This is a genomic window from Amycolatopsis sp. NBC_01488, from assembly GCF_036227105.1.
GTDB lineage: Bacteria > Actinomycetota > Actinomycetes > Mycobacteriales > Pseudonocardiaceae > Amycolatopsis.
Genome location: NZ_CP109434.1, coordinates 8,508,390 through 8,532,900 on the forward strand (window position 1 = coordinate 8,508,390; position 24,511 = coordinate 8,532,900).

General features: G+C 72.0%; 23 protein-coding genes. 14 read left to right on the top strand and 9 right to left on the bottom strand.

The features are described 5' to 3' along the window. Positions 1–19: 19 nt before the first annotated feature. From OG738_RS39965 to OG738_RS39980, 4 genes are all read left to right on the top strand, one after another. Entirely contained in the window at positions 20–1,360 is a 1,341-nt protein-coding gene (locus tag OG738_RS39965; protein WP_329048889.1) for an MFS transporter, read from the top strand. Positions 1,361–1,618: 258 nt separating this feature from the next. After that, complete coding sequence (locus tag OG738_RS39970; RefSeq protein WP_329048891.1) at positions 1,619–2,644, top strand: amidohydrolase family protein; 1,026 nt, start codon at positions 1,619–1,621, stop codon at positions 2,642–2,644. Next, a complete protein-coding gene (locus OG738_RS39975) occupies positions 2,641–3,555 on the top strand; it encodes an amidohydrolase family protein (protein WP_329048892.1) in 915 nt (304 codons plus the stop codon). Before OG738_RS39970 ends, OG738_RS39975 begins: the two co-directional genes overlap by 4 nt. Before the next feature lie 28 nt (positions 3,556–3,583). Continuing rightward, positions 3,584–4,939: an MFS transporter gene (locus OG738_RS39980; protein ID WP_329048894.1), complete on the top strand. Its 1,356-nt coding sequence runs from the start codon at positions 3,584–3,586 to the stop codon at positions 4,937–4,939. Positions 4,940–4,944: 5 nt separating this feature from the next. Here OG738_RS39980 and OG738_RS39985 read toward each other — a convergent pair whose 3' ends face one another. From OG738_RS39985 to OG738_RS40000, 4 genes are read right to left on the bottom strand one after another with little or no spacing between them, the layout of a single operon-like run. Next, positions 4,945–5,736, bottom strand: a complete 792-nt coding sequence (locus OG738_RS39985; RefSeq protein ID WP_329048895.1) for an FAS1-like dehydratase domain-containing protein — start codon at positions 5,734–5,736, stop codon at positions 4,945–4,947. Between the two features lies 1 nt (position 5,737). Beyond that, positions 5,738–6,577: a hypothetical protein gene (locus OG738_RS39990; protein ID WP_329048897.1), complete on the bottom strand. Its 840-nt coding sequence runs from the start codon at positions 6,575–6,577 to the stop codon at positions 5,738–5,740. Beyond that, positions 6,577–7,809 carry an RNA polymerase sigma factor gene (locus OG738_RS39995; protein WP_329048898.1) on the bottom strand — a complete coding sequence of 411 codons (1,233 nt, stop codon included), beginning with the start codon at positions 7,807–7,809 and terminating at the stop codon, positions 6,577–6,579. The genes OG738_RS39990 and OG738_RS39995 overlap by 1 nt, the downstream gene beginning before the upstream one ends. Next, on the bottom strand, positions 7,802–8,173 hold the full coding sequence (locus OG738_RS40000; protein WP_329048899.1) for a YciI family protein: 372 nt from the start codon (positions 8,171–8,173) through the stop codon (positions 7,802–7,804). The genes OG738_RS39995 and OG738_RS40000 overlap by 8 nt, the downstream gene beginning before the upstream one ends. Positions 8,174–8,400: 227 nt before the next feature. Here OG738_RS40000 and OG738_RS40005 point away from each other — a divergent pair, with 227 nt between their 5' ends. The 6 genes from OG738_RS40005 (at position 8,401) to OG738_RS40030 (ending at position 15,195) form a co-directional block, all read left to right on the top strand. Then, positions 8,401–9,570, top strand: a complete 1,170-nt coding sequence (locus tag OG738_RS40005; RefSeq protein WP_329048900.1) for a carbohydrate-binding protein — start codon at positions 8,401–8,403, stop codon at positions 9,568–9,570. Between the two features lie 158 nt (positions 9,571–9,728). Further along, the gene (locus tag OG738_RS40010) at positions 9,729–11,009 is read left to right on the top strand and encodes an extracellular solute-binding protein (protein WP_329048901.1); all 1,281 of its coding nucleotides are present in this window, start codon (positions 9,729–9,731) and stop codon (positions 11,007–11,009) included. Between the two features lie 157 nt (positions 11,010–11,166). After that, positions 11,167–12,123, top strand: a complete 957-nt coding sequence (locus OG738_RS40015; RefSeq protein WP_329048902.1) for a carbohydrate ABC transporter permease — start codon at positions 11,167–11,169, stop codon at positions 12,121–12,123. Then, positions 12,120–12,938 carry a carbohydrate ABC transporter permease gene (locus OG738_RS40020; protein WP_329048904.1) on the top strand — a complete coding sequence of 273 codons (819 nt, stop codon included), beginning with the start codon at positions 12,120–12,122 and terminating at the stop codon, positions 12,936–12,938. Before OG738_RS40015 ends, OG738_RS40020 begins: the two co-directional genes overlap by 4 nt. Continuing rightward, entirely contained in the window at positions 12,938–14,461 is a 1,524-nt protein-coding gene (locus OG738_RS40025; protein WP_329048906.1) for a beta-N-acetylhexosaminidase, read from the top strand. The genes OG738_RS40020 and OG738_RS40025 overlap by 1 nt, the downstream gene beginning before the upstream one ends. Further along, positions 14,458–15,195 carry a GntR family transcriptional regulator gene (locus OG738_RS40030; protein WP_329048908.1) on the top strand — a complete coding sequence of 246 codons (738 nt, stop codon included), beginning with the start codon at positions 14,458–14,460 and terminating at the stop codon, positions 15,193–15,195. The genes OG738_RS40025 and OG738_RS40030 overlap by 4 nt, the downstream gene beginning before the upstream one ends. Before the next feature lie 110 nt (positions 15,196–15,305). Here OG738_RS40030 and OG738_RS40035 read toward each other — a convergent pair whose 3' ends face one another. Genes OG738_RS40035 through OG738_RS40050 form a run of 4 tightly spaced genes read right to left on the bottom strand, consistent with a single transcriptional unit; the run spans position 15,306 to position 19,716 of the window. Continuing rightward, a complete protein-coding gene (locus OG738_RS40035; protein WP_329048910.1) occupies positions 15,306–16,097 on the bottom strand; it encodes an MHYT domain-containing protein in 792 nt (263 codons plus the stop codon). A gap of 18 nt (positions 16,098–16,115) precedes the next feature. Beyond that, positions 16,116–16,508, bottom strand: coding sequence for a DUF742 domain-containing protein (locus OG738_RS40040; RefSeq protein ID WP_329048912.1), 393 nt, complete (start codon positions 16,506–16,508; stop codon positions 16,116–16,118). Beyond that, the gene (locus OG738_RS40045) at positions 16,505–17,014 is read right to left on the bottom strand and encodes a roadblock/LC7 domain-containing protein (protein WP_329048914.1); all 510 of its coding nucleotides are present in this window, start codon (positions 17,012–17,014) and stop codon (positions 16,505–16,507) included. The genes OG738_RS40040 and OG738_RS40045 overlap by 4 nt, the downstream gene beginning before the upstream one ends. Then, positions 17,011–19,716: an ATP-binding protein gene (locus OG738_RS40050; protein ID WP_329048916.1), complete on the bottom strand. Its 2,706-nt coding sequence runs from the start codon at positions 19,714–19,716 to the stop codon at positions 17,011–17,013. Before OG738_RS40050 ends, OG738_RS40045 begins: the two co-directional genes overlap by 4 nt. A gap of 473 nt (positions 19,717–20,189) precedes the next feature. Between OG738_RS40050 and OG738_RS40055 the strand changes: the two genes are divergently transcribed. Next, the gene (locus OG738_RS40055) at positions 20,190–20,699 is read left to right on the top strand and encodes a low temperature requirement protein A (RefSeq protein WP_329048917.1); all 510 of its coding nucleotides are present in this window, start codon (positions 20,190–20,192) and stop codon (positions 20,697–20,699) included. Continuing rightward, positions 20,597–21,085 carry a low temperature requirement protein A gene (locus OG738_RS40060; protein ID WP_329056976.1) on the top strand — a complete coding sequence of 163 codons (489 nt, stop codon included), beginning with the start codon at positions 20,597–20,599 and terminating at the stop codon, positions 21,083–21,085. The genes OG738_RS40055 and OG738_RS40060 overlap by 103 nt, the downstream gene beginning before the upstream one ends. Here OG738_RS40060 and OG738_RS40065 read toward each other — a convergent pair. Beyond that, on the bottom strand, positions 21,082–21,540 hold the full coding sequence (locus OG738_RS40065; protein WP_329056978.1) for a MarR family winged helix-turn-helix transcriptional regulator: 459 nt from the start codon (positions 21,538–21,540) through the stop codon (positions 21,082–21,084). The two genes, OG738_RS40060 and OG738_RS40065, sit on opposite strands and share 4 nt — an antisense overlap. Before the next feature lie 86 nt (positions 21,541–21,626). Here OG738_RS40065 and OG738_RS40070 point away from each other — a divergent pair, with 86 nt between their 5' ends. Both OG738_RS40070 and OG738_RS40075 read left to right on the top strand, forming a co-directional pair. Beyond that, on the top strand, positions 21,627–23,420 hold the full coding sequence (locus OG738_RS40070; protein ID WP_329048919.1) for a thiamine pyrophosphate-requiring protein: 1,794 nt from the start codon (positions 21,627–21,629) through the stop codon (positions 23,418–23,420). Next, positions 23,417–24,505, top strand: coding sequence for an enolase C-terminal domain-like protein (locus OG738_RS40075; RefSeq protein WP_329048921.1), 1,089 nt, complete (start codon positions 23,417–23,419; stop codon positions 24,503–24,505). Before OG738_RS40070 ends, OG738_RS40075 begins: the two co-directional genes overlap by 4 nt. Positions 24,506–24,511 lie beyond the last annotated feature (6 nt).

Consider the following 24,511-nt stretch of genomic DNA (forward strand, 5'->3'; position numbering starts at 1 on the left):
CCGGACGAAAGGGACGAGGATGTCCACACGAGAACTCGGCGGCACGGCCGCCGCCACGGTCCGGCTCTCCATCCGGGTGACCGCGTTGTGCTGGGTCCTCGTGCTGCTGGACGGGCTGGACCTGTTCGTCTACGGGGCGACGCTGCCGGGCGTGCTGGCCGACAAGAGCTTCGGCCTGACGCCGGTCAGCGGCGGGAACATCGGCAGCCTGACGACGTTCGGGATGATGCTCGGCGCGCTCGGGGCCGGCATCCTCACCGACCGCACCGGCCGCCGGAAGATCATCATCACCGGCGTCACGGTCTTCTCCCTGGCCGCGGCCGCCTGCGCCACGGCACCCACGGTCGAGTTCTTCGGCGCGGCGCGGTTCGTCGCCGGGATCGGCCTCGGCGGCCTGCTGCCGTCGGCGATCGCGATGGTCATGGAGTACGCGCCGGCGTGGCGGAAGAACCTCGCCGTCACCACCGTGATGACGGCCCACCAGGCCGGCGGCGCGCTGGCCGGCGCGCTGGGGATGACGCTCGTCCAGTCGATGGGCTGGCGCTCGGTGTACTGGATCGGCGCGCTGCTGCTCGTGGTGGTGCTGCCCGCGGTCGTGTTCCTGCTGCCGGAGTCGATGACGTTCCTGCTGGCCAAGGGCCGCACCGACCGCGCGCGGGCGATCGCGGACAAGTTCGCGGTCTCGCTCGGCACGTTCGCGCCGGAGCCGGCCGAAGACCGGCGTGGTGGCCTGCGCGGCCTCTTCACGCCGTCGGTGCGGACGACGACGCTGCTGTTCTGGATCGCGTCGTTCGCCGGGCTGCTGCTGGTGTACGGCGTGAACACCTGGCTGCCGACGATGATGCGCGGCAGCGGCTACAACCTCGGCTCGGCGATCAGCTTCCTGCTGGTGATCAACCTGGGCGGGATCGCGGGCATGCTCATCGCCGGGCGGCTCGCGGACCGCTTCGGCGCCCGGCCGGTGGCGATCATCTGGTTCGCGCTGACCGCGGGCGGCGTCGGGCTGCTGGCGGTGCACCTGCCGCTGGCCGTGACGTACGTCGTCGTGTTCCTGACCGGCGCGTGGCTCTTCAGCGCGCAGACGCTCGTCTACGCGGCGGTCGGCGCGTACTACCCGGCCGACAGCCGCGCGACGGCGCTGGGCTGGGTGTCCGGCGTCGGCCGGCTGGGCGCGGTGTTCGGGCCGTGGCTGGGCGGGATCCTGGTCGCGGGCGGGCTGTCGTCGCTCGGCTTCGTGGTGTTCGCGATCGCGGGCGTGCTCGGCGCGGTGATGGTGGCCCTGGTGCGGCGGAAGGGCGCGTTCGCGACGGAAAGCGGGCAGGCCGAGCGGAGGCCGGTGCGGGAATCGCACAACGCTTGAGGCTCGGCAGACCCGGTTCGCGACGCCGTCCGCGAACCCCGGCCGGAGTCGCGGAACCGCCACAGCCGCGAAGGCGGTCCAGCCCGAAAAGGCGCGCTCACCCCCACTCGCTGCCTCGCTCCGGCGCACCGGAGCGGGGCAGCTCCGCGTCGATCACGGATCAGTCTCAGCCGGGTCAATCTCGTCGTAGATATTGTCAACAATTTCATCGACGATTAGTGTGCGAGTATCAAGCATGCGAAGCGACGAGGAACCACCTTGATCATCGACTGCCACGGCCACTACACGACCGCGCCCCCCGCCCTCGCGGCGTGGCGCGACCAGCAGATCGCGTCGCTGGCCGATCCCGGCGTCAAGCCCGCCCAGGCCGACCTGCGGATCAGCGACGACGAGCTGCGCGAGACGATCGAACCGAACCAGCTGCGGCTGATGGACGAACGCGGCATCGACCTGACGATCTTCTCGCCGCGCGCGTCGTTCATGGCCCACCACGTCGGCGGCTTCGAGACGTCCGCGGAGTGGGCGGCGATCTGCAACGAGCTGTGCCACCGCGTCAGCACCCTCTACCCCGAGCGGTTCGCGCCGGCCGCGATGCTCCCGCAGTCACCGGGCGTCGACCCGGCCACCTGCCTGCCCGAGCTGACCCGCTGCGTCGAGGAGTACGGCGCCGTCGCGCTGAACCTGAACCCCGACCCCAGCGGCGGCCACTGGACGGCGCCGCCGCTCACCGACCGGTCGTGGTACCCGATCTACGAAAGGATGGTCGAGTACGACATCCCGGCGATGGTGCACGTCAGCACGAGCGTCAACCCCGCCTTCCACACCACCGGCGCGCACTACCTCAACGCCGACACGACCGCGTTCATGCAGCTCGTGCAGGGCGACCTGTTCACCGACTTCCCGACGCTGCGGCTGGTCATCCCGCACGGCGGCGGCGCGGTCCCCTACCACTGGGGCCGGTTCCGCGGCCTCGCGATGGCGCTGGGCAAGCCGGAACTGGAAGATCACTTGCTGGGCAACGTCTTCTTCGACACCTGCGTCTACCACCAGCCGGGCTCAGACCTGCTCTTCGACGTCATCCCGGCGCGCAACATCCTCTTCGCGTCCGAGATGATCGGCGCCGTCCGCAGTGTCGACCCGCGAACCGGCCACCACTTCGACGACACGCGCCGGTACGCCGAAGCCGCGAAACTGTCCGAAGAGGACTGGGCCGCGATCCGGGAGCACAACGCCCGGGCCGTCTACCCCCGGCTGGACGCCCTCCTGAAGGGCCAAGGCCGGTGACCGCGCCGAAGACGCCCGGCTGGCTGGACTGGTCCGCGGATCCGTCCACACCGGACTTCGAGCTGCCGTGCGGCACGGTCGACGCGCACTGCCACGTGTTCGGCCCGCACCAGGAGTTCCCGTTCGCGCCGGAGCGCAAGTACACGCCCTGCGACGCGAGCAAGGACCAGCTCTTCGCCCTGCGCGACCACCTCGGCGTCGCGCGCAACGTCATCGTCCAGGCCACCTGCCACGGCGCGGACAACGCCGCCATGGTCGACGCCGTCCGGGCCGCGGACGGCCGGGCGCGCGGGATCGCGACCGTCCGGCCGGACGTCGGCGAGAAGGAGTTGCGCGAACTCGACGCCGCGGGCGTGCGCGGCGTGCGGTTCACCTTCGTCAAGCGGCTCGTCGACGCCTCGCCCAAAGAGGACCTGAGCACGATCGCCAAGAAGATCGCGCCGCTCGGCTGGCACGTCGTGCTCTACTTCGAAGCCGCCGACCTGCCCGAACTCGAGGACTTCTTCGGCACGCTGCCCACGCAGCTGGTGATCGACCACATGGGACGCCCCGACGTCGCGAAACCGCCGGAAAACCCGGAGTTCGAGAGGTTTCTCGGCTTCGTCGAGGAGAACGACGCCTGGGTGAAAGTCAGCTGCCCGGAACGCCTCACCGTGACCGGACCGCCGGCCCTCCACGGCGAACGGCACGCCTACACCGACGTCGTCCCGTTCGCCCGGCGCGTCGTGACGGAGTTCCCGGACCGGGTGCTGTGGGGCACCGACTGGCCGCATCCGAACCTGAAGGACCACATGCCCGACGACGGGCTGCTCGTCGACTACATCCCGCAGATCGCGGACACGGCGGACCTGCGCCGGAAGCTACTGGTCGACAACCCGATGCGCCTCTACTGGCCCGGCGAAACCGCCTGAAACCCCCGAAATCCTTGAAGGGCATGCAATGCAGCACGCCAACGCGTTCAACCGGCTGAACCGCCTGCCGATCTCGCGGTTCCACAAGGTCACCCTGCTGGCCGTCTCGTTCGCCTACTTCTTCGAGTTCGCGGACATCAACAGCTTCGCCACCACCGCGCCCAAGCTGATCAAGCTGTGGGGCGTGACGGTCGACCAGGTCGCCTACGTGACCTCGCTGTCGTTCGTCGGGATGTTCTTCGGGTCGATCATCGCGAGCAAGCTCGCCGACCGCTTCGGCCGCAGGAACGCGCTGGTGTGGACGACCGTGTGGTTCGGCGTGTTCTCCCTCGCGGCCGTCTTCTCCTGGGACATCGTGTCGCTGGGCGTGTTCCGCGTCCTGACCTCGGCGGGCCTCTCGGCGATGACGGTCGTCGCGGTCATCTACGTCAGCGAGCTGTACCCGGCGGCGAGCCGCGGCAAGTACCAGGCCTACGCGATCGTGATCGGCATCTGCGGCACGCCGGTGACCAACCTGATCGCGAGCGCGGTCGTGCCGATCAACTCCTGGTCGTGGCGGCTGGTGTACCTGTGGGGCGCGCTCGGCGTGCTGCTGGTGCTGTTCACGCGGCAGCTGAAGGAGTCGCCGAGGTGGTACGAAAGCCGGGGCGAGCACGCCAAGGCGGACGCGGTGCTGCGGGAGATCGAGGAGCGCGTCGCGGCGGAGAAGGGACCGCTGCCGGAGCCGGCGCCGCCGGTCGAAGAGGCGCCTGTGGCCAAGGCACCGCTGCGCTTGCTGCTGAAGAAGAAGTACCTGATGCCCACGTTGCTGCTGACGGTCTTGTGGGTGACGCAGACGATCGGCTTCTTCGGCTATTCGAGCTGGGCGCCGACGCTGCTGGCCAAGGAGGGCTTCAGCGTCGAGAAGTCGGTGTTCTACGTGGCGCTGACGACGGTCGGCGCGCCGCTCGGGTCGTACCTGGCGGCCCTGGTGACGGACCGCTTCGAGCGCAAGTGGTGCCTGGTCGCGTTCGGCGCGGTCATCGCGCTGTGCGGCCTGCTCTACGGGCTGACGTTCACCCCGGTCCTCATCGTGGTGTTCGGCTTCCTGGTGAACCTGTTCGAGCGCGGCTACACGGCTTTGGGGTACGCGTACTCGCCGGAGCTGTTCGACACGCGGGGCCGGTCATTGGGCACCGGCGTGTCGTACGGGCTCGGCCGGCTGTCGAACGCGGTCGGGCCGTTGATCGTGGCCGGGTTGTACAACGGCAGCGGGTACCGGAGCGTGTTCTTCTTCATCGCGGGGACCTGGCTGGTCGGCGCGCTGGTGCTGGCGGCGTTCGGGCCCCGCACCCGGGCGGCCCGGCTGCAGTCGGCACCGGAGGCGAAGCACGCGGGCGTCTGAGCGCCTCACTCCCGCAGCTTCCGCAGGGTCCCGGCCGCGGTCCGACGGCCGTGGCGGTCGCGGACCGCGGTCGTCGTCTCCTTCCCCGGAACCGCGGCCGCGATCAAGCCCTGGTGGTCGAACAACGGTGCCACCAACCGGTATTCGAACTCCAGGGCGCCTTCGACGCCGCAGGCGCGAGCGGCTTCGGCCATCGCGACCGCCTGCAGCGGGCCGTGGGTGAGCAGGCCCGGGTAGCCCTCGACCGAACGGCTGTAGTCGCGGTCGTAGTGGATGCGGTGGGCGTTGTACGTCAGCGCGGAGAAGCGGAACAGCAGCGTCGGGGTCACTTCGATCGGCCACTCCCCCGGCGCGGGCGGGACCTCCGGGCCGTCGTCCGGGGGTGCCCCGACGGCGGCACCGGCGCGGTACACGATGTCCTGCTCCTCGTCGACCACCAGCCGGCCCGACTGGGTGATCCGGTGCGCCACCGTGACGAACGTGAGCGGCCCGGATCGGCCCGCCTTTTCCTGCACCGCAAGGACTTCCGACTGCCGGGTGGCGGGCTCGCCGAAGCGCAGCGCACCGGGCGTGCGGACGCGGCCGCCCGCCCACATGCGGCGGCGGCCCGGGCCCGGCGGGGCCAGGACCGCGTTGCGGACCGGGTGGCCGTCGGGGCCGAGGTCGGCCTGAGCGGGCCGGTCGAGCAGGTAGAGCCAGTGCCACAGCAGCGGCAGGGCGCCGTCCGGCTCCGGGACGTCGAGCAGGGACGCGAGCGCGTGCGCCGGTCCGGGCAGGATCGGTTCGGAAACGTCCACGTCAGAGCCCCTTCAGCGCGTCACGGCCCGCGTCGAAGCTGCGCAGCGCGGCACCGACCGCCGCGGCCACCGTGACCTCGAAGACCTCGTCCTCCGTGTGGCCCGCCGCGAGCAGGCGCCGGACGTCGTCGTCGGTGACGCGGTGGGAGGCGTCGCGGACCAGCGCGGCGTAGGCCCGCCACGACTCCTCCAGCCCGTCGCCCGTCCCGGCCGCCCGCCGTAGCGCGGGACTCGTTTGCGCAGGCTGCTCGAAGACGCTCTCGCGCAGGTCGTCGGGGCCGTCGGCGAGCAGGAAGCCCGGGAACCGGTAGCCCGCGCGGTGCAACGCCTTCGCGCCCACCTTCAGCTGGCCGTCGAGCAGCTCGAAGCCGAACGCGTTGGCGAGCCGGTTGACGATGTTCCACACCAGGTTGACGTTCAACGCCTCCAGCACGGCGTGCGCGGGCACGTCGCGCGGCGGTGACAGCGTGCGGTTCCGGGAGACGTCCTCGACGAACCGTTGGACGGCAAGCAGTTCCGGCCGCGCGTCGGCCGGGCGGTCCGGGTCGATTTCCCCGTGACCCGCGATCCGCGTCAGCTCGGCGTGCGTGACGACGCAGAACGGGCACTCGTGCACCCGGGCCGTGCTCATCGCGAGGTATTCGCGTTCACCGGCGGTCCAGTGGGACTCGCCGCGCATCGCGGGCGCCGTCAGCTCCAGCAGCGGCCGGGTCAGGAAGCCCGGCCGGTACAGCAGCAGCTTGACGATGTCGGGGCTGGTGACGCCGGACAGCTTGCCGGTGACGGCCATGAAGAGCCGGGCCCGGCGCCGGTGGCCGGTGTCCAGGACGGACAGTCGCATCAGGACTCCAGTTCGTGCATTCGGGCGGTGAGGAAGCGGCGGTCGGCCGGGGCCTGAGCCAGGTCGCGGGCCCGCCGGTACGCGGCCACGGCCTCCTCGGGACGGCCGAGGCGGCGCAGCAGGTCCGCGCGGGCGGCGTGCCAGAGGTGGTAGCGGTCGAGCCCGTCGATCGCCTCGACCAGGGCGAGCCCGGTCTCGGGACCGTCGGCCATCGCGACGGCCACGGCGTGGTTGAGCGCGACCACGGGCGACGGCGCGAGCGTCCGCAGCTGCGCGTACAGAGCGGCGATGCGGGCCCAGCCGGTGTCGGCGGCGTCGCGGGCCTGCGCGTGCTGGGCCGCGATCGCCGCCTGCAGCTGGTACTGCCCGACGACCCCGTGGCGCAGCGCCCGGCCGAGCACGCCGAGGGCTTCGGCGATCTCGCCCCGGTCCCAGCGGGTGCGGTCCTGGTCTTCGAGCAGGACGACGTCACCGCCGGGCGTGTAGCGGGCGGCCGAGCGCGAATCCTGCAGCAACAGCAACGCGACCAGGCCGAGCGCCTCCGGTTCGTCCGGCATCAACGCGGCCAGCAGCTTCGCCAGCCGGATCGCCTCGCGCCGCAGCCCGGCCGGTTCGTCGCGGCCCGACGGCGAGGTGTAACCGCGGGTGAAGACGAGGTAGATCACCGCGAGGACGCCGGAGAGGCGGTCGGGCAGCAGGTGGTCGGGCGGGACGCTCAGCGAGATGCCCGCGTCGCGGATCTTCCGCTTCGCGCGCACGAGCCGCTGTGCCAGCGCGGGCTCGGCGACCAGGAACAGCCGGGCGATCTGGGCGGCGGTCAGGCCGGCGACCGCCTGCAGCGTCAGCGCCACCCGCGCGTCTTCGGCCAGAGCCGGGTGGCAGCACGTGAAGAGCAGGCTCAGCCGGTCGTCGCCGACTTCGGCGAGCCGGTCGTCCGGCGGGCTCATCGTCGTCACCCCGCTCTCCCCCGCCGCGAGCCGCGCGAGCTTGGCCTGCCCGACGCGGGCGCGGCGGATCCGGTCGACGGCACTGTTGCGCGCCGCGGTCAGCAGCCAGGCCGCGGGGTCGTCCGGGACCCCCGCGTCCCACGTCCGCAAGGCCTGGGCGACCGCGTCCTGGAGGGCGTCCTCGGCGAGTTCGAAGTCGCCGAGGACCCGGACGAGGGCGGCGAGCAGCCGGGCGCGGTCCTCGCGGTAGACGCGCTCGACGACGCCGGCCGCGCGATCACCCACGGGCGGCCCGGTGGTCGAGCCCCGGCACGCCGGCGACCGGGCGGACCTCGATCGAGCCCTGGGCGGCCATCGGGCACAGCGCGGCCAGCTCCAGGGCCTCGTCGAGGTCGCGGCAGTCGAAGACGTACACCCCGCCGAGGTGCTCGTGGGTCTCGGCGAAGGGCCCGTCGGTGATGAGCGTCCGGCCGTCCTTCACCGTCACCGTGGTGGCGGTGTGCTCGCCCTGCAGCGGGTGCCCGGAGACGAACACCCCGCGTCGCCGGCACTCGTCGGCGAAGGCGTTGACGGCGGTCAGCGCCTCCTCGAAGCCGGGGTCACCCGGCTCGGGCCGCTCGCAGTCGTAGATCAGCAGCATGTAGAGCACGTGCGCTCCTTCGTCCGGGGGCAGGTCGAAGAGGATGACGAACGGGATGACGGTAACTCGACAGGCTCGGCCGGACCCGGCGAAATCGGGGCCGCGGAAATTACCAAAGGTAAGTTCTGTGCCGGTCTTGACATGACCAATGGTCAGGAGGAAAGTCCTCGCCACCTGATTCGTCTAGACCAATCAGGGAGCTCTCCCGGCGGACGGCCATCCTCAGGAGGAGACCCATGTCCCGCAGAATCCGGACCACCACAGCAGCACTGACGAGCGTCGCGACCGTGGCGGCGACCGCCCTGATCCTCTCCGGTGGGGCCGACGCCAGCACCACGGCCGCCGCCGACTGCGGTGTGCTGTTCGACGACTTCCACTACGCCTCCCCCACCGACTCCGCGTTCAGCGGCGCCGGCTGGACCACCCGCAACGACGTCGGCAGCCCCGGCGTGGCCGGCGCGCGCTGGCTCACCAGCAACGTCACCTTCCCGACGGTGAACGGCGACCGCGTCGCGCAGCTCGCCGCCAGCACCGACGGCAGCGCCGCCGGCACGACGCACTCCGAGATGTACCAGAACCAGCTGCGGTTCCTCGACGGCACGTACGCCAGCCGGGTCCGCTTCACCGACGCGCCGGACAGCGGCACGGACGGCGACCACGTCAACGAAACGTACTTCACGATCTCGCCGCTGCGGTACGACCGCGACCCGCTCTACAGCGAGCTGGACTTCTCGGAGTACCTGCCCAACGGCGGCTGGGGCGGCCCGACGGCCGACTACCAGACCAGCTGGTACACCTACTGGAACAACCCGTCGTGGGACGGGCTGCGCACGTCCACCGCGCAGAACCGCAGCTTCGCCGGCTGGCACGACATCGTCACGCAGGTGTCGGGCGGGCACGTGAAGTACTTCATCGACGGCGTCCAGACCGCGGACCACACGACCGACGCCCAGGGCGACCCGGTGTACCCGCGGACGCCGATGTCGATCAACTACAACATGTGGTTCATCGACACGGCCGGGCACACGAGCGGGAACAGCGTCTACACCGAGCAGGTCGACTGGACGTACTACGCGGGCGACCAGGTGGTGTCCCCCGCGGACGCCGTCGCTCGCGCCGGCTCGTACCGGACGGCCGGAACGTCCCATGTGGACACGGTGAACGGGTGCACCACGCCGACCAGCCCGCCGCCGACCACCCCCACCACCCCGACCACGGTTCCGACGACGCCCACCACGCCGTCCCAGCCCGCCGACTGCTCGACGGCGCCGGAATGGGACTGGGGCACGGTGTACCTCGGCGGCCAGCGGGTGAAGCACAACGCGCACCTCTGGCAGGCGAACTGGTGGACGCAGGGGTCCGAGCCCGGGCTGACCGCCCAGTGGGCCGACCTCGGCCACTGCTGACGTCCGACACGCCGCCGCCGACCTGGCCGCGGCCCGGGTTCCAGGGACCGGCCCGGACCGCGGTCACCCTTCCGTCCCCACCCCGTCGTGAGTGGGAAACAGGGTTAGAACACTGTTTCCCACTCACGACCCCGCCGCCGCCATTCCAGGAGTTTCCCGTGCGCAGACGCACCTTCGCCGCCGCTCTGGCCGTCGCCGCCGTGACCGCCACCGCCGCCTGCGGTTCCGACGCCCCCGCTCCCGCCGCCCAGGGCGGCGGGCAGCTGACCGTCTGGCTGATGAACGGCGACCTCAGCGACAAGGCCGCCGCGGCGATCAACGCCGCGTTCGAGAAGGCCACCGGCGCGAAGGTCACCGTGCAGGTCCAGGAGTGGGACAACATCAACACCAAGATCAGCACCGCGCTGGCCCAGGACAACACCCCCGACGTCATCGAGATCGGCAACACCGACGTGCCGCTCTTCGCCGCCAACGGCGCCCTCACCGACCTGAACCCCCACCGCGACGAGCTGGCCGCCGGGCAGACCTGGCTGCCCGGTCTCGCCGGACCGGCCACTGTGGACGGACACGGCTACGGCGCCCCGCTGTTCGCCGGCAACCGCGCGGTCATCTACGACAAGCAGGTCTGGGCCGACGCCGGGATCACCGCGCCACCGAAGACGTTCACGGAACTCACCCAGGACCTCGACAAGATCAAGGCGAAGCACCCGGCGGCGGACTACTCGGCCTTCCACTTCCCCGGCAAGTACTGGTACGGCGCGCTGCAGTTCGTCTGGGACGCCGGCGGTCAGCTCGCCACGCAGAAGGACGGCAAGTGGACCGGCGCCCTGGAAAGCCCGGAGGCGCAGAAGGGCCTGCAGGCCTGGAAGGACTTCCAGAACGCCTACTCCTCCGCCGCGTCCCGCAACGTCGACACCAAGGCTCCCGACCAGGCCGCGATCTTCTCCGCCGGCGGCGCCGGGGCGATCCTCGACACGAGCGTCAACACCGTCGTCAAGAACAAGCCGGAGCTGAAGGACCGCCTGGGCACCTTCCCGTTCCCCAGCGCCACGCCCGGGAAGACGCAGCCGGTGTTCCTCGGCGGGTCCGACCTCGTCGTCGCGGCCAAGAGCCGCAACCAGGATCTCGCCCTGGCCTACCTCAAGGCCGCGACGAGCCCCGCCGTGCAGCGCGACGCGATCGTCGGCATCGACGGCTGGACCCCGATCTCGACCGAGCTGATCGACCAGGTCACACCCACCCTGCCGCCGCTCAACGCCGCCTTCGCGACCGCGGCCAAGACCAGCGTCGCGACCCCGGCCGCCCCGGGCTGGGCGACGATCGAGAGCGACAAGTCGATCAACACCTTCTTCGCCGACATCGCCACCGGACGCCGGCCGATCGCCGACGCCGCCAAGGACTTCGACGCTCACCTGACCGAGGCACTCAACGCCCGCTGACCGGCGGGGCGGCCCGGCCGACTGCCGTCCCCAACCGGGCCGCCCCGCCCCTTTTCGCGAAGGAGTCCTCCTGTTGCCAATCCGACCAAAAGTAGGCCGGCCCTCGAGCGGTACGAGCCATTGCCACGAAAGCCATCCGGCCGTGACTGTGGTCGGATTGGTAACGAACGGCACAGGGCTGGAGAAAGCGCCGCCCGGCGCCCCGCCGAGACCGGCCACGCCGCGCCGGCGTCGCTCGCTGCTGCCCTACGGCTTGCTGCTGCCCGCGACCCTGCTCCTCGGGCTCGTCCTGGGCTACCCGCTGGTGCGGCTGGTCGTCATCTCGACGCAGCGGTACGGCCTGCGGTCCCTGTTCACCGGCACGACGACGGCCGCGGGCTGGGACAACTACGCCGCCGTCCTCGGCGACGACCAGCTCCTCCCGGTCCTCGGGCGCAGCATCGGGTTCTGCGCGGCGCTGGTCCTCGGCACCCTGGTCATCGGCTTCGGCGTCGCGCTGCTGCTGCAACGGATCGGCCGCGGCATGCGCACGGCCGTCACGCTCTGCCTGATCGCGGCCTGGGCGCTGCCGAACGTGGCGTCCACTTTGGTCTGGCAGTGGCTCTTCCAGCCCGGCTACGGCGTCGTCAACTGGCTGCTCACCCGGGCCGGCTTCGGCGACCTCACCCAGCACGACTGGACCACCTCGCCGGCGTCGGCGTTCACCCTCGTCTGGCTGCTGGTCGTGTGGCAGTCGGTGCCGTTCGTCGCGCTCACGCTCCACGCGGGCCTGTCGCAGATCCCGCGCTCCTACTACGAAGCCGCCGCACTCGACGGCGCCGGGCCGTGGCGCGTCCACCGGACGATCACGTTCCCGTTCCTGCAGCCGATCCTCGGCCTCGTCACCATCCTCTCGGTGATCTGGGACTTCACCGTGTTCAACCAGATCTGGATCCTCACCCAGGGCGGCCCGAACGACGGCACGACGACGCTGGGCATCTGGACGTTCACGAGGGCGTTCAGCCGCAACGACTTCGGCCAGGGCGCGGCGATCGCGGTCGTCTCGGTCGCGCTGCTCGTCGCGATGACGGCCGTGTACGTGCGCCGGCTCGTCCGCTCCGGGGAGGACCTGTGATCCGCCGGATCGGCCGCAACACGGTCGCCACCGTCTTCTGTCTCGTGTGGATCTTCCCGGTCTACTGGATGGTGCTCACCGCCTTCAAGCCCGCGGGCGAGATCCTCAGCCCCACCCCGCGGTTCCTGCCGTTCGACGTCACGCTGGACAACTTCGCCGACGCGCTCGCGAAGCCGGGGTTCGTGCAGGACCTCGTCAACAGCGTCGTGATCGTCGTCGCGGTCGTGGCACTGTCCATTGTGGTCGCCTTCCTGGCCGCGACGGCCTTGACGCGCTTCCGGTTCTTCGGGCGCCGCAGCTTCCTCATCGGCGTGCTGGTCCTGCAGATGGTGCCGGTGCCCGCGCTGGTCATCCCGCTGTTCCTCGGCCTGAAGAGCGCGCACCTGCTCGACACGCTCTTCGGGTTGATCCTGACTTACGTCGCGCTCGTCCTGCCGTTCACCATCTGGACGCTGCGCGGCTTCCTGCACGGCATCCCGGTCGAACTCGAGGAGGCGGCGATGGTCGACGGCGCGACGCGCGGGCGCGTCATGCGCTCGGTCCTGCTGCCGCTGGTGCTGCCCGGCCTGATCGCGACCAGCGTGTTCGCGTTCATCACCGCGTGGAACGACTTCCTGTTCGCCTACGTGATCATGAAGGACAGCTCCGGCTACACGCTGCCGGTGTGGCTGGTGTCGTTCAGCACCAGCACCGGCACCGACTACGGCGGCCTGATCGCCGCGTCGACGCTGTTCGCGCTGCCCGTCGTCGTCTTCTTCGCGCTCGTGCAGCGCCACCTGGTCGAGGGCATGACCGCGGGCGCGGTGAAGGGCTGATGATCATCCCCCACCCCACGCGGCTGACCCGCCGCGCCGGTTCCTTCGCGCCCGCCGGCGGGCTGCGCGTGCTCGCGAGCCGCGGTGCCGAGCGCGCGGCCCGCCTGCTGGCCGGGTACCTGCCCCGGCCGACGATCCACCACGGTCCCGCCATCCGCCTCGACCTCGTGCCGGGCGCGAAGCACGGCTTGGAGGGGTACGAACTCGACGTCACGCCGGCGGACGCGCTGCTCACGGCGTCCACCGAAACGGGGCTGCGCAACGGCGTCCAGACCCTCCGGCAGCTGGTGCCGCTGCACGGCCCGCCGCGGCTGCCGTGCCTGCACGTCCGCGACGCGCCCCGGCTGCCCTGGCGCGGCGTGCTGCTGGACGTCGCCCGGCACTTCATGCCGCTGGAGTTCCTCCGCGAGTTCGTCGACCTGCTGGCCCTGCACAAGTACAACGTCCTGCACCTGCACCTGACTGACGACCAGGGCTGGCGGATCGAGATCGACGGCTGGCCCCGGCTCACCGAGATCGGCGCGTGGCGCACCGAGTCGATGGTCGGCGCGGCGGGCAGCGACGTCTACGACGGCGTCCCCCACGGCGGGTTCTACACCCAGCGCGAGCTGCGCGAGCTGGTCGCCTTCGCGGCCGACCGGGGTGTGCGGATCGTGCCGGAGATCGACCTGCCCGGGCACGTGCGCTCGGCGCTCGCCGCCTACCCCGAGCTGGGCAACCGGCCCGGCGTCACGCTGCAGGTGTGGACGGCGTGGGGCATCAGCCCGGACATCCTCGGCGTCCACGACGGCGCGTTCGCCTTCTGCCGGGAGGTGCTCACGCAGGTCGCGGACGTCTTCCCGGCGCGGCACCTGCACATCGGCGGCGACGAGTGCCCGACCACGCAGTGGGCGTCGAACCCGGTCGCGCGGGAGAGGGCGGCGCGGCTCGGCTTGAGCGACACCGCGGAGCTGCACCCGTGGTTCCTGAGCGAGCTGCACGGCGTGCTCGAAGGCCTCGGCCGGCAGGCCGTCTGCTGGGACGAGACCGGCCACGCCGCGGGCCGGCTGCCGCCGGAAATGGTCGTCACGGCCTGGCGCGACGCCGCGCACGGCGCCCTTGCGGTGGCTCGCGGCCACCAGGTCGTCATGGCGCCGCACACGTCGACGTACTTCGACTACCGGCAGAGCGAGGAGCCCGGCGAGCCACCGCGGGCGGACGTGACGACACTCCGGGACGTCTACCGCTTCGATCCCCTCGCGGGCGGCCTCCCGGTCAGCGACGGGACGCGGCCCGGAGTGCTGGGCACGCAGGCCCAGCTGTGGACCGAGCACGCGCCGACCCCCGACCACGTGCGTCACCTGGCGTTCCCGCGGCTGTGCGCGCTGGCCGAACGCGCGTGGTCGCCGCCGGACCGCCGTTATGCTGACTTCCAGGAGCGCCTGCCCGGTCACCTCGAACGGCTGCGCGCCCTGGACGCCCTGCCGAAGGAGCGCGTCCGGTTCGCCGGCGCGCTCGGAGTATCCGGGAAGACGGTGCCTTGACCGCGGTCGACGAGCCGGCGGACCGCCCGCCCACGGTGAAGCGCGACCGCGTCCGGCGGCACCTGCTGAAGGTGATCGAGAACGCCGGCCCCGGCACCGGGCTGGCGTCCGAACGCGACCTCGCCGCGGAGCTGGGCGTGTCCCGCCCGACCGTCCGGGCGGCGATCGACGAGCTGACCCGCACCGGGCTGCTGGTGCGCCAGCGCGGCCGGGGGACGTTCACGAGCCCGCAGAAGGTGACGCAGGAACTGGCGACGGGCCTCGCCGTCCCGCCCGCCGAGGGCCATTGGACCAGCCGGGTGGTCGCGTTCGGGATCTCCCCGGCCCCGCGGTCGCTCGCGGCCGACCTGGAACGCGAGCCGGGGACACCGGTCCTGCGCGTCACGCGGGTCCGGCACGTCGACGACGAGCCGATCGCGATCGAGCAGCTGGCGCTGCCGGCTGCCCTGGTCCCGGGACTCGCGGTCGCCGACCTGGAGTCGGGCAACTTCTACCGGCTGCTGCGGGAGCGGTTCGGGATCGTGGTGTCGGACGCGGTGCAGACGATCGAGCCGGCGGTGACGAACCCGGAGCAGGCCGAACTGCTCGAGATCGCCGTGTACGCGCCGATCCTGCACATCGAGCGGCTGACCCGCGACACGACGGGGCAGGTGGTCGAGCTGACGCGTTCGGTGTACCGCGGCGACCGGTACCGCATCACGTCGAAGCTCCGCTTCGACGCCGAATCGGGCTGACCCCTGAGCGGCACACCCGATCTCGGCCCACTGCCGCAGCGCGTCACGGAAGAGGGTGAGCTTGCCGTTCGCAGGGTCGTGAGTGAGAAACAGGGTTAGCACACTGTTTCTCACTCACGACCCCCGGCTCGGACCGCGACGGCGTCTTCCGGTGACACCGAGGCCGGGTCGGCAGCCGAGGGCGAAACCGCCGGGGCCATCAGCACCGCGCACAACGGCACCGCCATCGCGATCGCCGCCAGCACGAACACCGGGAACAGGAACGAGAACACCTCCACGCCCGCCGGGTCGGGGGCGTTCACGTCCATGGTCATCCGGACCGCCGCCATGCCCGTGTAGTGCATGCCCGTCACCGCCGCGCCCATCACGAAGCCCGCCAGCAGCCGCAGGGACAGCCGGTCCAGGAACACCGCGAACCACAGGGCCGCCGTCGCCGCCACCACCGCGATCACCACCGACAGCGCGACCAGGCCGCCGTCGTAGCCGAAGTCGCCCTTCACCCTCAGCGCCGACATTCCCGTGTAGTGCATGACGTTCACCGCCAGGCCCGTGATGACGCCGCCGAGCGCGAGGCGCCACCAGCCGAACTTCGCGCGGCCGCCCACCACCACGAGGCCCGCGAACACCGCCGCCACCGAAAGGATCGCCGAGAGCACCGTGCGGAAGATGTCGTAGCGGACCGGCATCCCGGGCGTGCTGAACCCGAGCATCGCGACGAAGTGCATCAGCCAGATGCCGACGCCGCCGATCGAGATCGCCGCCAGCACCAGCCAGCGCATGCGGTGGCGGGGGTTCGCCGTGTGGCGGGCCTGCACCGCGCACGCCAGCCCGAGCGCGCAGCCGACCACCGACGTCAGGTACGCGAGCACGAGCAGCCAGTGCCCCAGCGCGAAGTGTTCCATGACCAGTCCTTTTCGGTGCTAGAGGTCGCGCAGCCCGTGCAGCACGCGTTCCATCAGGTCGTGGCGCTCGTCCCAGGTGGACGTGTCCGACAGCGTGTCGCGGACGATCACCAGGTTGTCCTGCATGAGGTCCGACACGAGCACGCGGACCACGCCGAGCGGCAGCGCCAGCAGCGCGGCGACCTCCATCAGCGACCGCGGCCGGACGCACACCTCGGCGACCTCCGCCAGCGCGCTCGACGTCAGGTACGCGGCTTCGGCCCGGCCCGCCGCCGTGGTCTCGACCAGCGCTTCGACGGCGATCTCGACCGTCGGTGCCGTCCGGCCTTCCGTCCAGGCGTACGGGCGGGCCAGCGACGGGCTGCGCCGCGGCTCCTCCCCGTACGGCCCGGGCGGCGGGTCGTCGATCACCGGTGGTCCTGGGCCACCGATATCTCGCGCGCGGGCACGTCGACCTTCTGCCCGACCCGCTCGACCAGCATCGTCATCTCGTAGCCGACCAGCCCGATGTCGCAGCCGGTCGAGGCGAGGACGACCAGGTTCGAGCCGTCGCCCACGCTCATCAGCAGCAGGAACCCCTGCTCCATCTCGATCACCGACTGCACCACCCGCCCGGCGGTGAACAGCTCCGCGGTGCCCAGCGACAGGCTGGACAGCCCGGCCGCGATCGCCGCCAGCTGGTCCCCGCGCTCGCGGGGCAGGGCTTCGTCGGCCGCCACGAGCAGGCCGTCGGCCGAGACCAGCACCGCGTGCGCGACCCCCGATACGTCCTGGACGAACCCGTTGACCAGCCAGTTCAGCGTCGCCGTCCGCTTGGGCGGCGCGCCGGAACCGGGATAGGCCGGCGTCCCGCCGAGGGATCGGGCCGACGGTTCGGCACCGGGGCGCCGCGGCTGCAGGCCGGGAAGTTCCGTCATCGCGGATCCACTTCGTCCTTTCCGGATTCTTCGGCGCGGTTCGCGGTCTCCCGCCGGGCCGCGCGCATCCCCTGGTAGTGCCGGGAGAGACTGGTGCGGACGGCGGCCGCGTCCCGGAACGACCCGCCGCCGGTCTGCTGCTCGCGCACGCGCGGGACGACCGCGCCGGGGGCGAGCTGGGCGCCCGGCCGCCGGGTCGGCAGGCCCGCATCGGTGAGCCGTTGCGCGATCGCGGGCTTGAGAGCGCTTTCGGCGGCTTGCCGCGCGCGGTCGGCCGGGGTGTCCCACTCGCCGACGACGGGCTTTTCGGTCCGGGCGAAGGGCTTTTCGACCGAGGTGGGCCAGTCCGCGGCCGGGATCGAGGGGTCGGCGGCGTGGGCGGCGGAGGTGGTTTCGGGGTGGCCGGCCCGGCTCGCAGCTTCGGCACGGCCGGCCGAGTCCGCCGGCTCAGCAGCGGAAGTTCCTTGCCCCCCAGGGATTTCGGCCTGGCGGGGTCGCTCCGCGCCCTCAGCACGACCGACCGCAGAGATCCCCTGCACCGCAGCGGCTCCAGCCACGCCGGGCCACTCAGCCTCGTCGAGCCGGCCCGCGAAATCCGCGGACTCCGTCGGCTCGGCCGCGGGCTTGTTCCCCACCGCCGGCCACTCCCCCGACCCGGCGGAGCCGGTGCGCCGCACCACCGGCTTCGCGGCCGGCTCGGTGAACCAGCTCGTCACGACCTGCTCGAAGATCGGTGTCGACGCCTGCGCCGGCACCAGCGGCGGCCGCGGGTGGCCGTTGCGGCTCGCGGCGGCCGTCGCCAGGCGGCCGGCTCCGATCGGGCGTGCCAGGTCCGCGATGACCAGCGCGCCCGGGACGTGCACGCTCGCCGTCACGCCCCCGTGGCGCGCGCCCGTGCCCGTCGCGCGCAGCCGGACCGTCACGCCGTGCAGCGCGGCGAGCCGGCCGACCACGAACAGGCCCATCCGCCGTGTCGTCTCCGGGCCGACCGTCCCGGCCGCCGCGAGGCGGTCGTTCACCGTGGTCAGCTCCGCCGGGGTCATGCCGAGCCCCTGGTCGACGACCTCGATGAGCAGGCCGCCATCGGCACCGCGGTCGGCCGTCAGCGCGACCTTGTGCTCCGGCGGCGAGAATCGCGTCGCGTTCTCCAGCAGCTCGGCGAGGATGTGCACGACGTCCGCGGCCGCCTCGGGCTGCACCGAGCCGCGCGGCGCGTTGCCCAGCGCCACCCGCCGGTAGTCCTTGACCTCGGACGTCGCCGCCCGCAGCAGGTCGCGCGTCGGCACCGGTTCGCGGCCGTGCCGGACCGGCCGGCCGCCCGCCAGGACGTGCAGGTTCTCGCCGTTGCGGCGCAGCCGGGTCGCGATGTGGTCGATCCGGAACAGCTCGTCGAGCCGGCGCGGGTTCTGCTCGCCCGACTCGAGGTCTTCGATGATCGTCAGCTGCTGCTCGACCAGCGACTGGCTCCGCCGCGAGAGCGTCATGAACATCTCGCTGACCTGCTTGCGCAGCTCGGCCTGCTCGACGGCGAGGCGGACCGCCTGGCGGTGCATGGCGTCGAAGGCGCGGGCCAGCTGCCCGATCTCCTCCTCGGTCCGGACCCCGGAGTCGGGCACCGCGCGCCAGTCGACGTCCTGGCCCTCGCGGACCTGCCGGACGGTCTCCGGGAGCTGCTCGTTCGCCGCGCGCAGGGCGGCCGCGCGCAGCCGGCGCACCGGCGTGACGAGCGAGCGCACCACCAGCAGCGCGATCGCGAGCGCGCCGAGCAGCGAGCCGAGGACCAGTGCCGTGTCGCGCAGCGAGTCCGACCGGGCGCGGTCGGCCGCGGACGAGACGTCGGAGGTCAGCTTCGCCGCGACGCCGTTGAGCACGCCCGTCACGCCCGCGGCTTCGGCGGTGATCGACGGAGCGAACGACGCGAGCGCCGCGTCGCCGCCGGGCTCCTGCAGCGTGTCCAGGCGTTCGTCGGCGGAGCTCGTCGCCACCTTGAACCGCGCCAGCGCGTCGCCCGAGAGCTGGTGTGCGGCCTGCTCGCCGAGCACCTCCTGCTCGGCGGCGGTCTGCACGACGGCCGGGCGCAGCGACGCGTCGTCCGGGCTGCTGTGCGCTGCCCGCACGTAGGTCTCCTCGGTGGCCAGCTCGGCCCGCAGGTGCACCAGCAGCCGGGTGGTTTCCGCGCCGGCCGCGGTTTCGTCGCCGGCGTCGGCCGGGACGAACGCGGGCACGAGGTCGCCGAGGGTGACGATGATGTCGTTGTAGCCGGCGGCCTTCGCGCGGACGTCGCCGCCGCCCGCGCCGGCCGCGCGGATGCCGGCGAGCTTGCCCAGCGCGGTGTTCAGCGCCCGGCCGGTGTCCACGGCCAGCGGCGCGAAGCCGGTGTCGCGCTGGATCGCGGCCACCTTCGCGTCGACCGCGGCGGTCAGCGTGTCCGGCGCCCCGGCCGGGACCGCCACCGCCGCGACCATCTCCTCCCCCAGCGACGCGGTCAGGTCGATCGTGTCCCGCAGCACCGGCAGCCGGTCGCGTGCTGCGCTGAGCGCGGTGGCCCGGTCGAGCTCGCCCTGGATCCGGATCTCCGCGAGCGCCACGGCGACCAGGACCGGCAGCAGCAGGACGACGCTGATCTTGGTGCGGACGCTCCAGTGCGCCGGCCACCACGCGGCGTCCGCCGCACGGCGGGGCGTGGATCTGCTTTCGTGCATGGCGGAATCGCTCGATTCCCAGCCGCGCGCACGGCTGACGTCGAACCCGGACAGGTGGAGGGCCCCAGGGCCGATCACGGACGTCCCGAGCGGATTTCGGCACCCGGCTCCCGGACCGGGGAAGACGTGGCGTTGATCGAGCCGACCAGCAGAGAACATCACGCCCGCCGTCCTTGTCAACCCTGAGGACGGCGTTTCGGAACGCGGGGAATGAATTCGTGGCGATTCGCTCCGACGGTTCACGCCTTGTGTCCCGACGGTCGCTGCTTGCACACCGTACAAGTACTGTTCGCCCAGCTCCGGGCCCTGACACCAAGTGCACAACCACGCCGGGCGCACTGGCGGCAGAATTACCCACAAGAGCCACCGGAGAAGAATTCGTGGCGAATCGCGCCATTGTTCGGACGGTGTGTTATTAATTCCCGCACCGCCCGGCCGGGAAGCCCGGCCGGGGACCCGGCAGAATCGCCGTCGTGACCGATGGGGACGAAACCGGCGGCGGCAAGCGGGTCGGCTGGGTCGAGCTGTACTTCGACCTGGTCTTCGTGTTCGCGGTGGGCCAGGTGGCGCACGGCATGGTGGCGGACCCGCACTGGGCGCGCGCCGCCGCCGCGCTCGGCCTGTTCGCGACGCTGTGGTGGACGTGGATCGGCTTCGCCGTGCTCTACAACCGCCGCGGCGACGACAGCCGCGCCGCCGACCGGCTGTTCGTGCTCGCCGGCACGATCCCGTGCGGGATCGCCGCCACGCAGGCGCACCACGTCTTCGAGGGGCATCCCGCGGTCTTCGCGGCGGCGATGGCCGGGGTCCGCCTGATCCTGGCGGCCGCGGCGCCCTCTGGTGGCTGTACTTCTCCTCGGCCGCGCGGATCTACGAGCGCCTGCTCGATCTCTCCGGCGGCAACCCCGCACTCGCGTACTCGCTGTACGCGGTCGGCCACCTCTTCCCGGCCTTCGCGCTGCTGCTCGTCGCGACCGGGGTGAACCTGTCTCTGCACGAATCGCCACCGCGAGCGGCGGCGTGGTTCACGACGGCGGGCCTGGCGATGTACCTGGCCGGCACCCGGGTCTTCTCGGCACCCGGCCGCCCGCGCTGGTACGCGAGCCTGGCCCGGATCGCGGCCCTCGCGGCCACGGTGTGCCTCGCTTTCCTAGGCCTCGTCCTGCCGGCGCCCGCGGTGGTCGTGGTGATCGCCGCGTGGGCGGTGATGAGCACGGTGGTGGCGGCGGGGATCCGCCACCGCACGCTCGACCGCTTCGACGAGGACCCGGTGGCGTTCCTGCGCGGCGTCCAGGAGGAGCGGCGGCGCGGGGCCGCCGGCGAGCAGGCGGCGGAGAGCCGGCCCGCCGGACCAGCTCTCGAGTCCTAGTTTGCGCCACGCAACAGTGACCGGGAATCCGTTTCGTACGCTTTGACGGCCGCGGCGAACCGCACGAACGTCGCGATCGCGGCATCCCGGGCGTCGGCGTCCAGGTGCCGCAGCACGGCCGTCAGCACCTGCCGCCGGTCGTGGTCGACGCGCTCGACAAGCTGGCGGCCCGCGGGCGTCGGCGCGAGCAGCGTCTCGCGGCGGTTCAGCGGGTTGGCCGCCTTCTCGAGGAGGTCCAGCGCGACCAGCCGAGCACACGCCCGGGTGACCGACGAGGGGTTGAGCGCCAGCTCCTGGGCGACTTTGCCCATGGTGACCGGCGTCCGGTCGGCCACCACCCGCAGCGCGCGGAACTGGGTCAGGGTCAGCTGCTCGGTGGTCCGCCCGACGGTGGCGTCCGCGATCGCCACCATCGCCCGGAGCGCCTCCAGGGCGGCGTCGACGTCCGACCTCATTTGCGTCACGCAAGCATGATAAGCCGAAAAGCGGGTAAGCGACTCCCTGGCGAGCGGAAAGGCCGCTGTCACCGAAGGGAGAACTCATGGCTCAGACGGTCGGTGACTACCTGCTTCAGCGCTTGCGCGAGTGGGGCGTCGAGCAGGTCTTCGCCTATCCGGGCGACGGGATCAACGGCCTCGTCGCCTCGTTCGGCAAAGCGGACAACCAGCCACGGTTCGTCCAGGCCCGGCACGAGGAGATGGCCGCCTTCTCGGCGGTCGGCTACGCGAAGTTCAGCGGACGCGTCGGTGTCTGCATGGCCACCTCGGGCCCCGGCGCGATCCACCTGCTCAACGGGCTCTACGACGCCAAGCTCGACCACGTCCCGGTGGTGGCGATCGTCGGGCAGACCGCGCGCAGCGCGATGGGCGGCAGCTACCAGCAGGAAGTCGACCTCCAGGCACTGTACAAGGACGTCGCGAGCGAATACCTCGTCGAGGTCAACGTCGCCGAGCAGCTGCCGAACGCGCTCGACCGGGCGATCCGCACGGCCGAGTCGTCCCGCTGCCCGACCGCGCTGATCATCCCCGCGGACCTGCAGGAAGAGCCCTACTCGGCGCCCCAGCACGCGTTCAAGCAGGTGCCCTCCAGCCCGCCGAGCACGTCCTGGCCCGCCCCGGTCCCGCCCGAGGCCGACCTCGACGCCGCGGCCGAGGTGCTCAACGCCGGCGAAAAGGTCGCCGTCCTGGTCGGGCAGGGCGCGCGCGGCGCGGCCGAAGAGGTCCGCCAGCTCGCGGAGGTCACCGGCGCGGGCGTGGCCAAAGCGTTGCTGGGCAAGGACGTCCTGTCCGACGAGCTGCCGTACGTGACCGGCTCGATCGGGCTGCTCGGCACCCGGCCGAGCTACGAGCTCATGCGCGACTGCGACACGCTGCTGATCGTCGGCTCGAACTTCCCGTACAGCCAGTTCCTGCCGGACTTCGGCCAGGCCCGCGCGGTGCAGATCGACCTCGACGGCCGGTTCATCGGGATGCGCTACCCGACCGAGGTCAACCTCGTCGGCGACAGCGCGGCCACGCTGCGCGCGCTGCTGCCGCGGCTGACGAGCAAGCCGGACCGCCAGTGGCGCGAGACCATCGAGAAGAACGTCGCCTCCTGGTGGGACACGGTCGAGAAGGAAGCCGCGGTGGAGGCCGACCCGGTGAACCCGATGGCCGTCGTGTCCGAGCTGTCGAAGCGGATCCCGGAGAACGCCATCGTCACCGCGGACTCGGGCTCCTCCACCAACTGGTACGCCCGCAACCTGCGCATCCGCGGCGACATCCGCGGGTCGCTGTCGGGCACGCTGGCGACGATGGGCCCGGGCGTGCCGTACGCCATCGGCGCGAAGTTCGCCCACCCCGACCGGCCGGTGATCGCGCTCGTCGGCGACGGCGCCATGCAGATGAACGGCCTCGCCGAGCTGATCACCATCGCCCGCTACCAGCACCTGTGGAGCGACCCCCGCTGCGTGATCTGCGTCTTCCACAACAACGACCTCAACCAGGTCACCTGGGAGCTGCGCGCGATGGGCGGGGCGCCGAAGTTCGAGGAGTCCCAGAGCCTGCCGGACGTCGACTACGCCGGCTTCGCCCTGTCGCTCGGGCTCACGGCGGTCACCGTCGACAAGCCGGACCAGCTGGCCGCGGCGTGGGACACCGCGCTGAGCGCGGGCAAGCCTGCCGTGCTCGACGTCCGGTGCGACCCCGAGGTGCCGCCGATCCCGCCGCACGCGACGTTCGAGCAGGTGAAGTCGGCCGCTCAGGCGGTGCTGAAGGGCGACCCCGACGCGTTCCACCTCGTGGCTCAGGGGGTCAAGACGAAGCTGCAGGAGTTCCTGCCCGGGAAGAACCGGTGACCACGATCGAGCGGGTCGGCGCCCAGGCCTACCGGGTGCCGACCCCCGCGCCCGAGGCCGACGGCACCCTGGCCTGGGACGCCACCACGATCGTCGTCGTGCACGTCGAAGCCGGCGGGCTCCGCGGGCTGGGCTGGACGTACGCGGACGCGGCCTGCGTGCCGCTGATCGAAGGCGTGCTCGCGACCGCCGTCCGCGGCCACGAGGTGCCCGACGTGCCCGCCTGCTGGGCGGCCATGCAGCACGCCATCCGCAACCTCGGGCGCCCGGGCCTGGTCTCGTGCGCGATGTCCGCCGTCGACATCGCGTTGTGGGACGCCGCGGCCCGCTCGCTCGGGCTGCCCTTGACCAGGCTGCTCGGCCGGGTGCACGACGAGGTCGCCGTGTACGGCAGCGGCGGCTTCACCACGCTCACCGACGGCGAGCTGATCGCGCAGCTGGACCACTGGGTGCGCCGGCAGCGTCTCCCGCGCGTGAAGATCAAGATCGGCGAGTCGGCGGGCACCCGGGTGGCCCGCGACCTCGAGCGGGTGGCCGTCACGCGGGACAAGGTCGGCGACGACGTCGAGGTCTACGTCGACGCCAACGGCGCCTACTCCCCCGCCCAGGCCCGCCGGGTCGCCGAGCGGCTGCTGGAGTGGGGCGTGACGTGGTTCGAAGAACCCGTCTCGAGCGACGATCTGCCCGGGCTCGCGGCAACGCGCTTCCCCGGCGGCCCGGACATCGCCGCCGGGGAGTACGGCTACGACCTGCCCTACTTCGCGCGCATGCTGCCGTCGGTCGACTGCCTCCAGGTCGACGTCACCCGCTGCGGTGGCTACACCGAGTGGCGGCGAGCCACGGCGCTGGCCGCGGCGGTGAACCGTGACGTGTCCGCCCACTGCGCCCCGAACCTCTCGGCGCACGCCGCCGCGGCCACGCAGAACTTCCGGCACATCGAGTGGTTCGCCGACCACGACCGGATCGAGCGGCTGTTCTTCGACGGCTGCCTCGACCCGGCCGGCGGCACCGTCACCCCCGATCTGACCGCGCCCGGCCACGGCCTGACCTTCCGGCCCGAAGCCGCGGCCGAGTACGCACTCTGAAGGAGG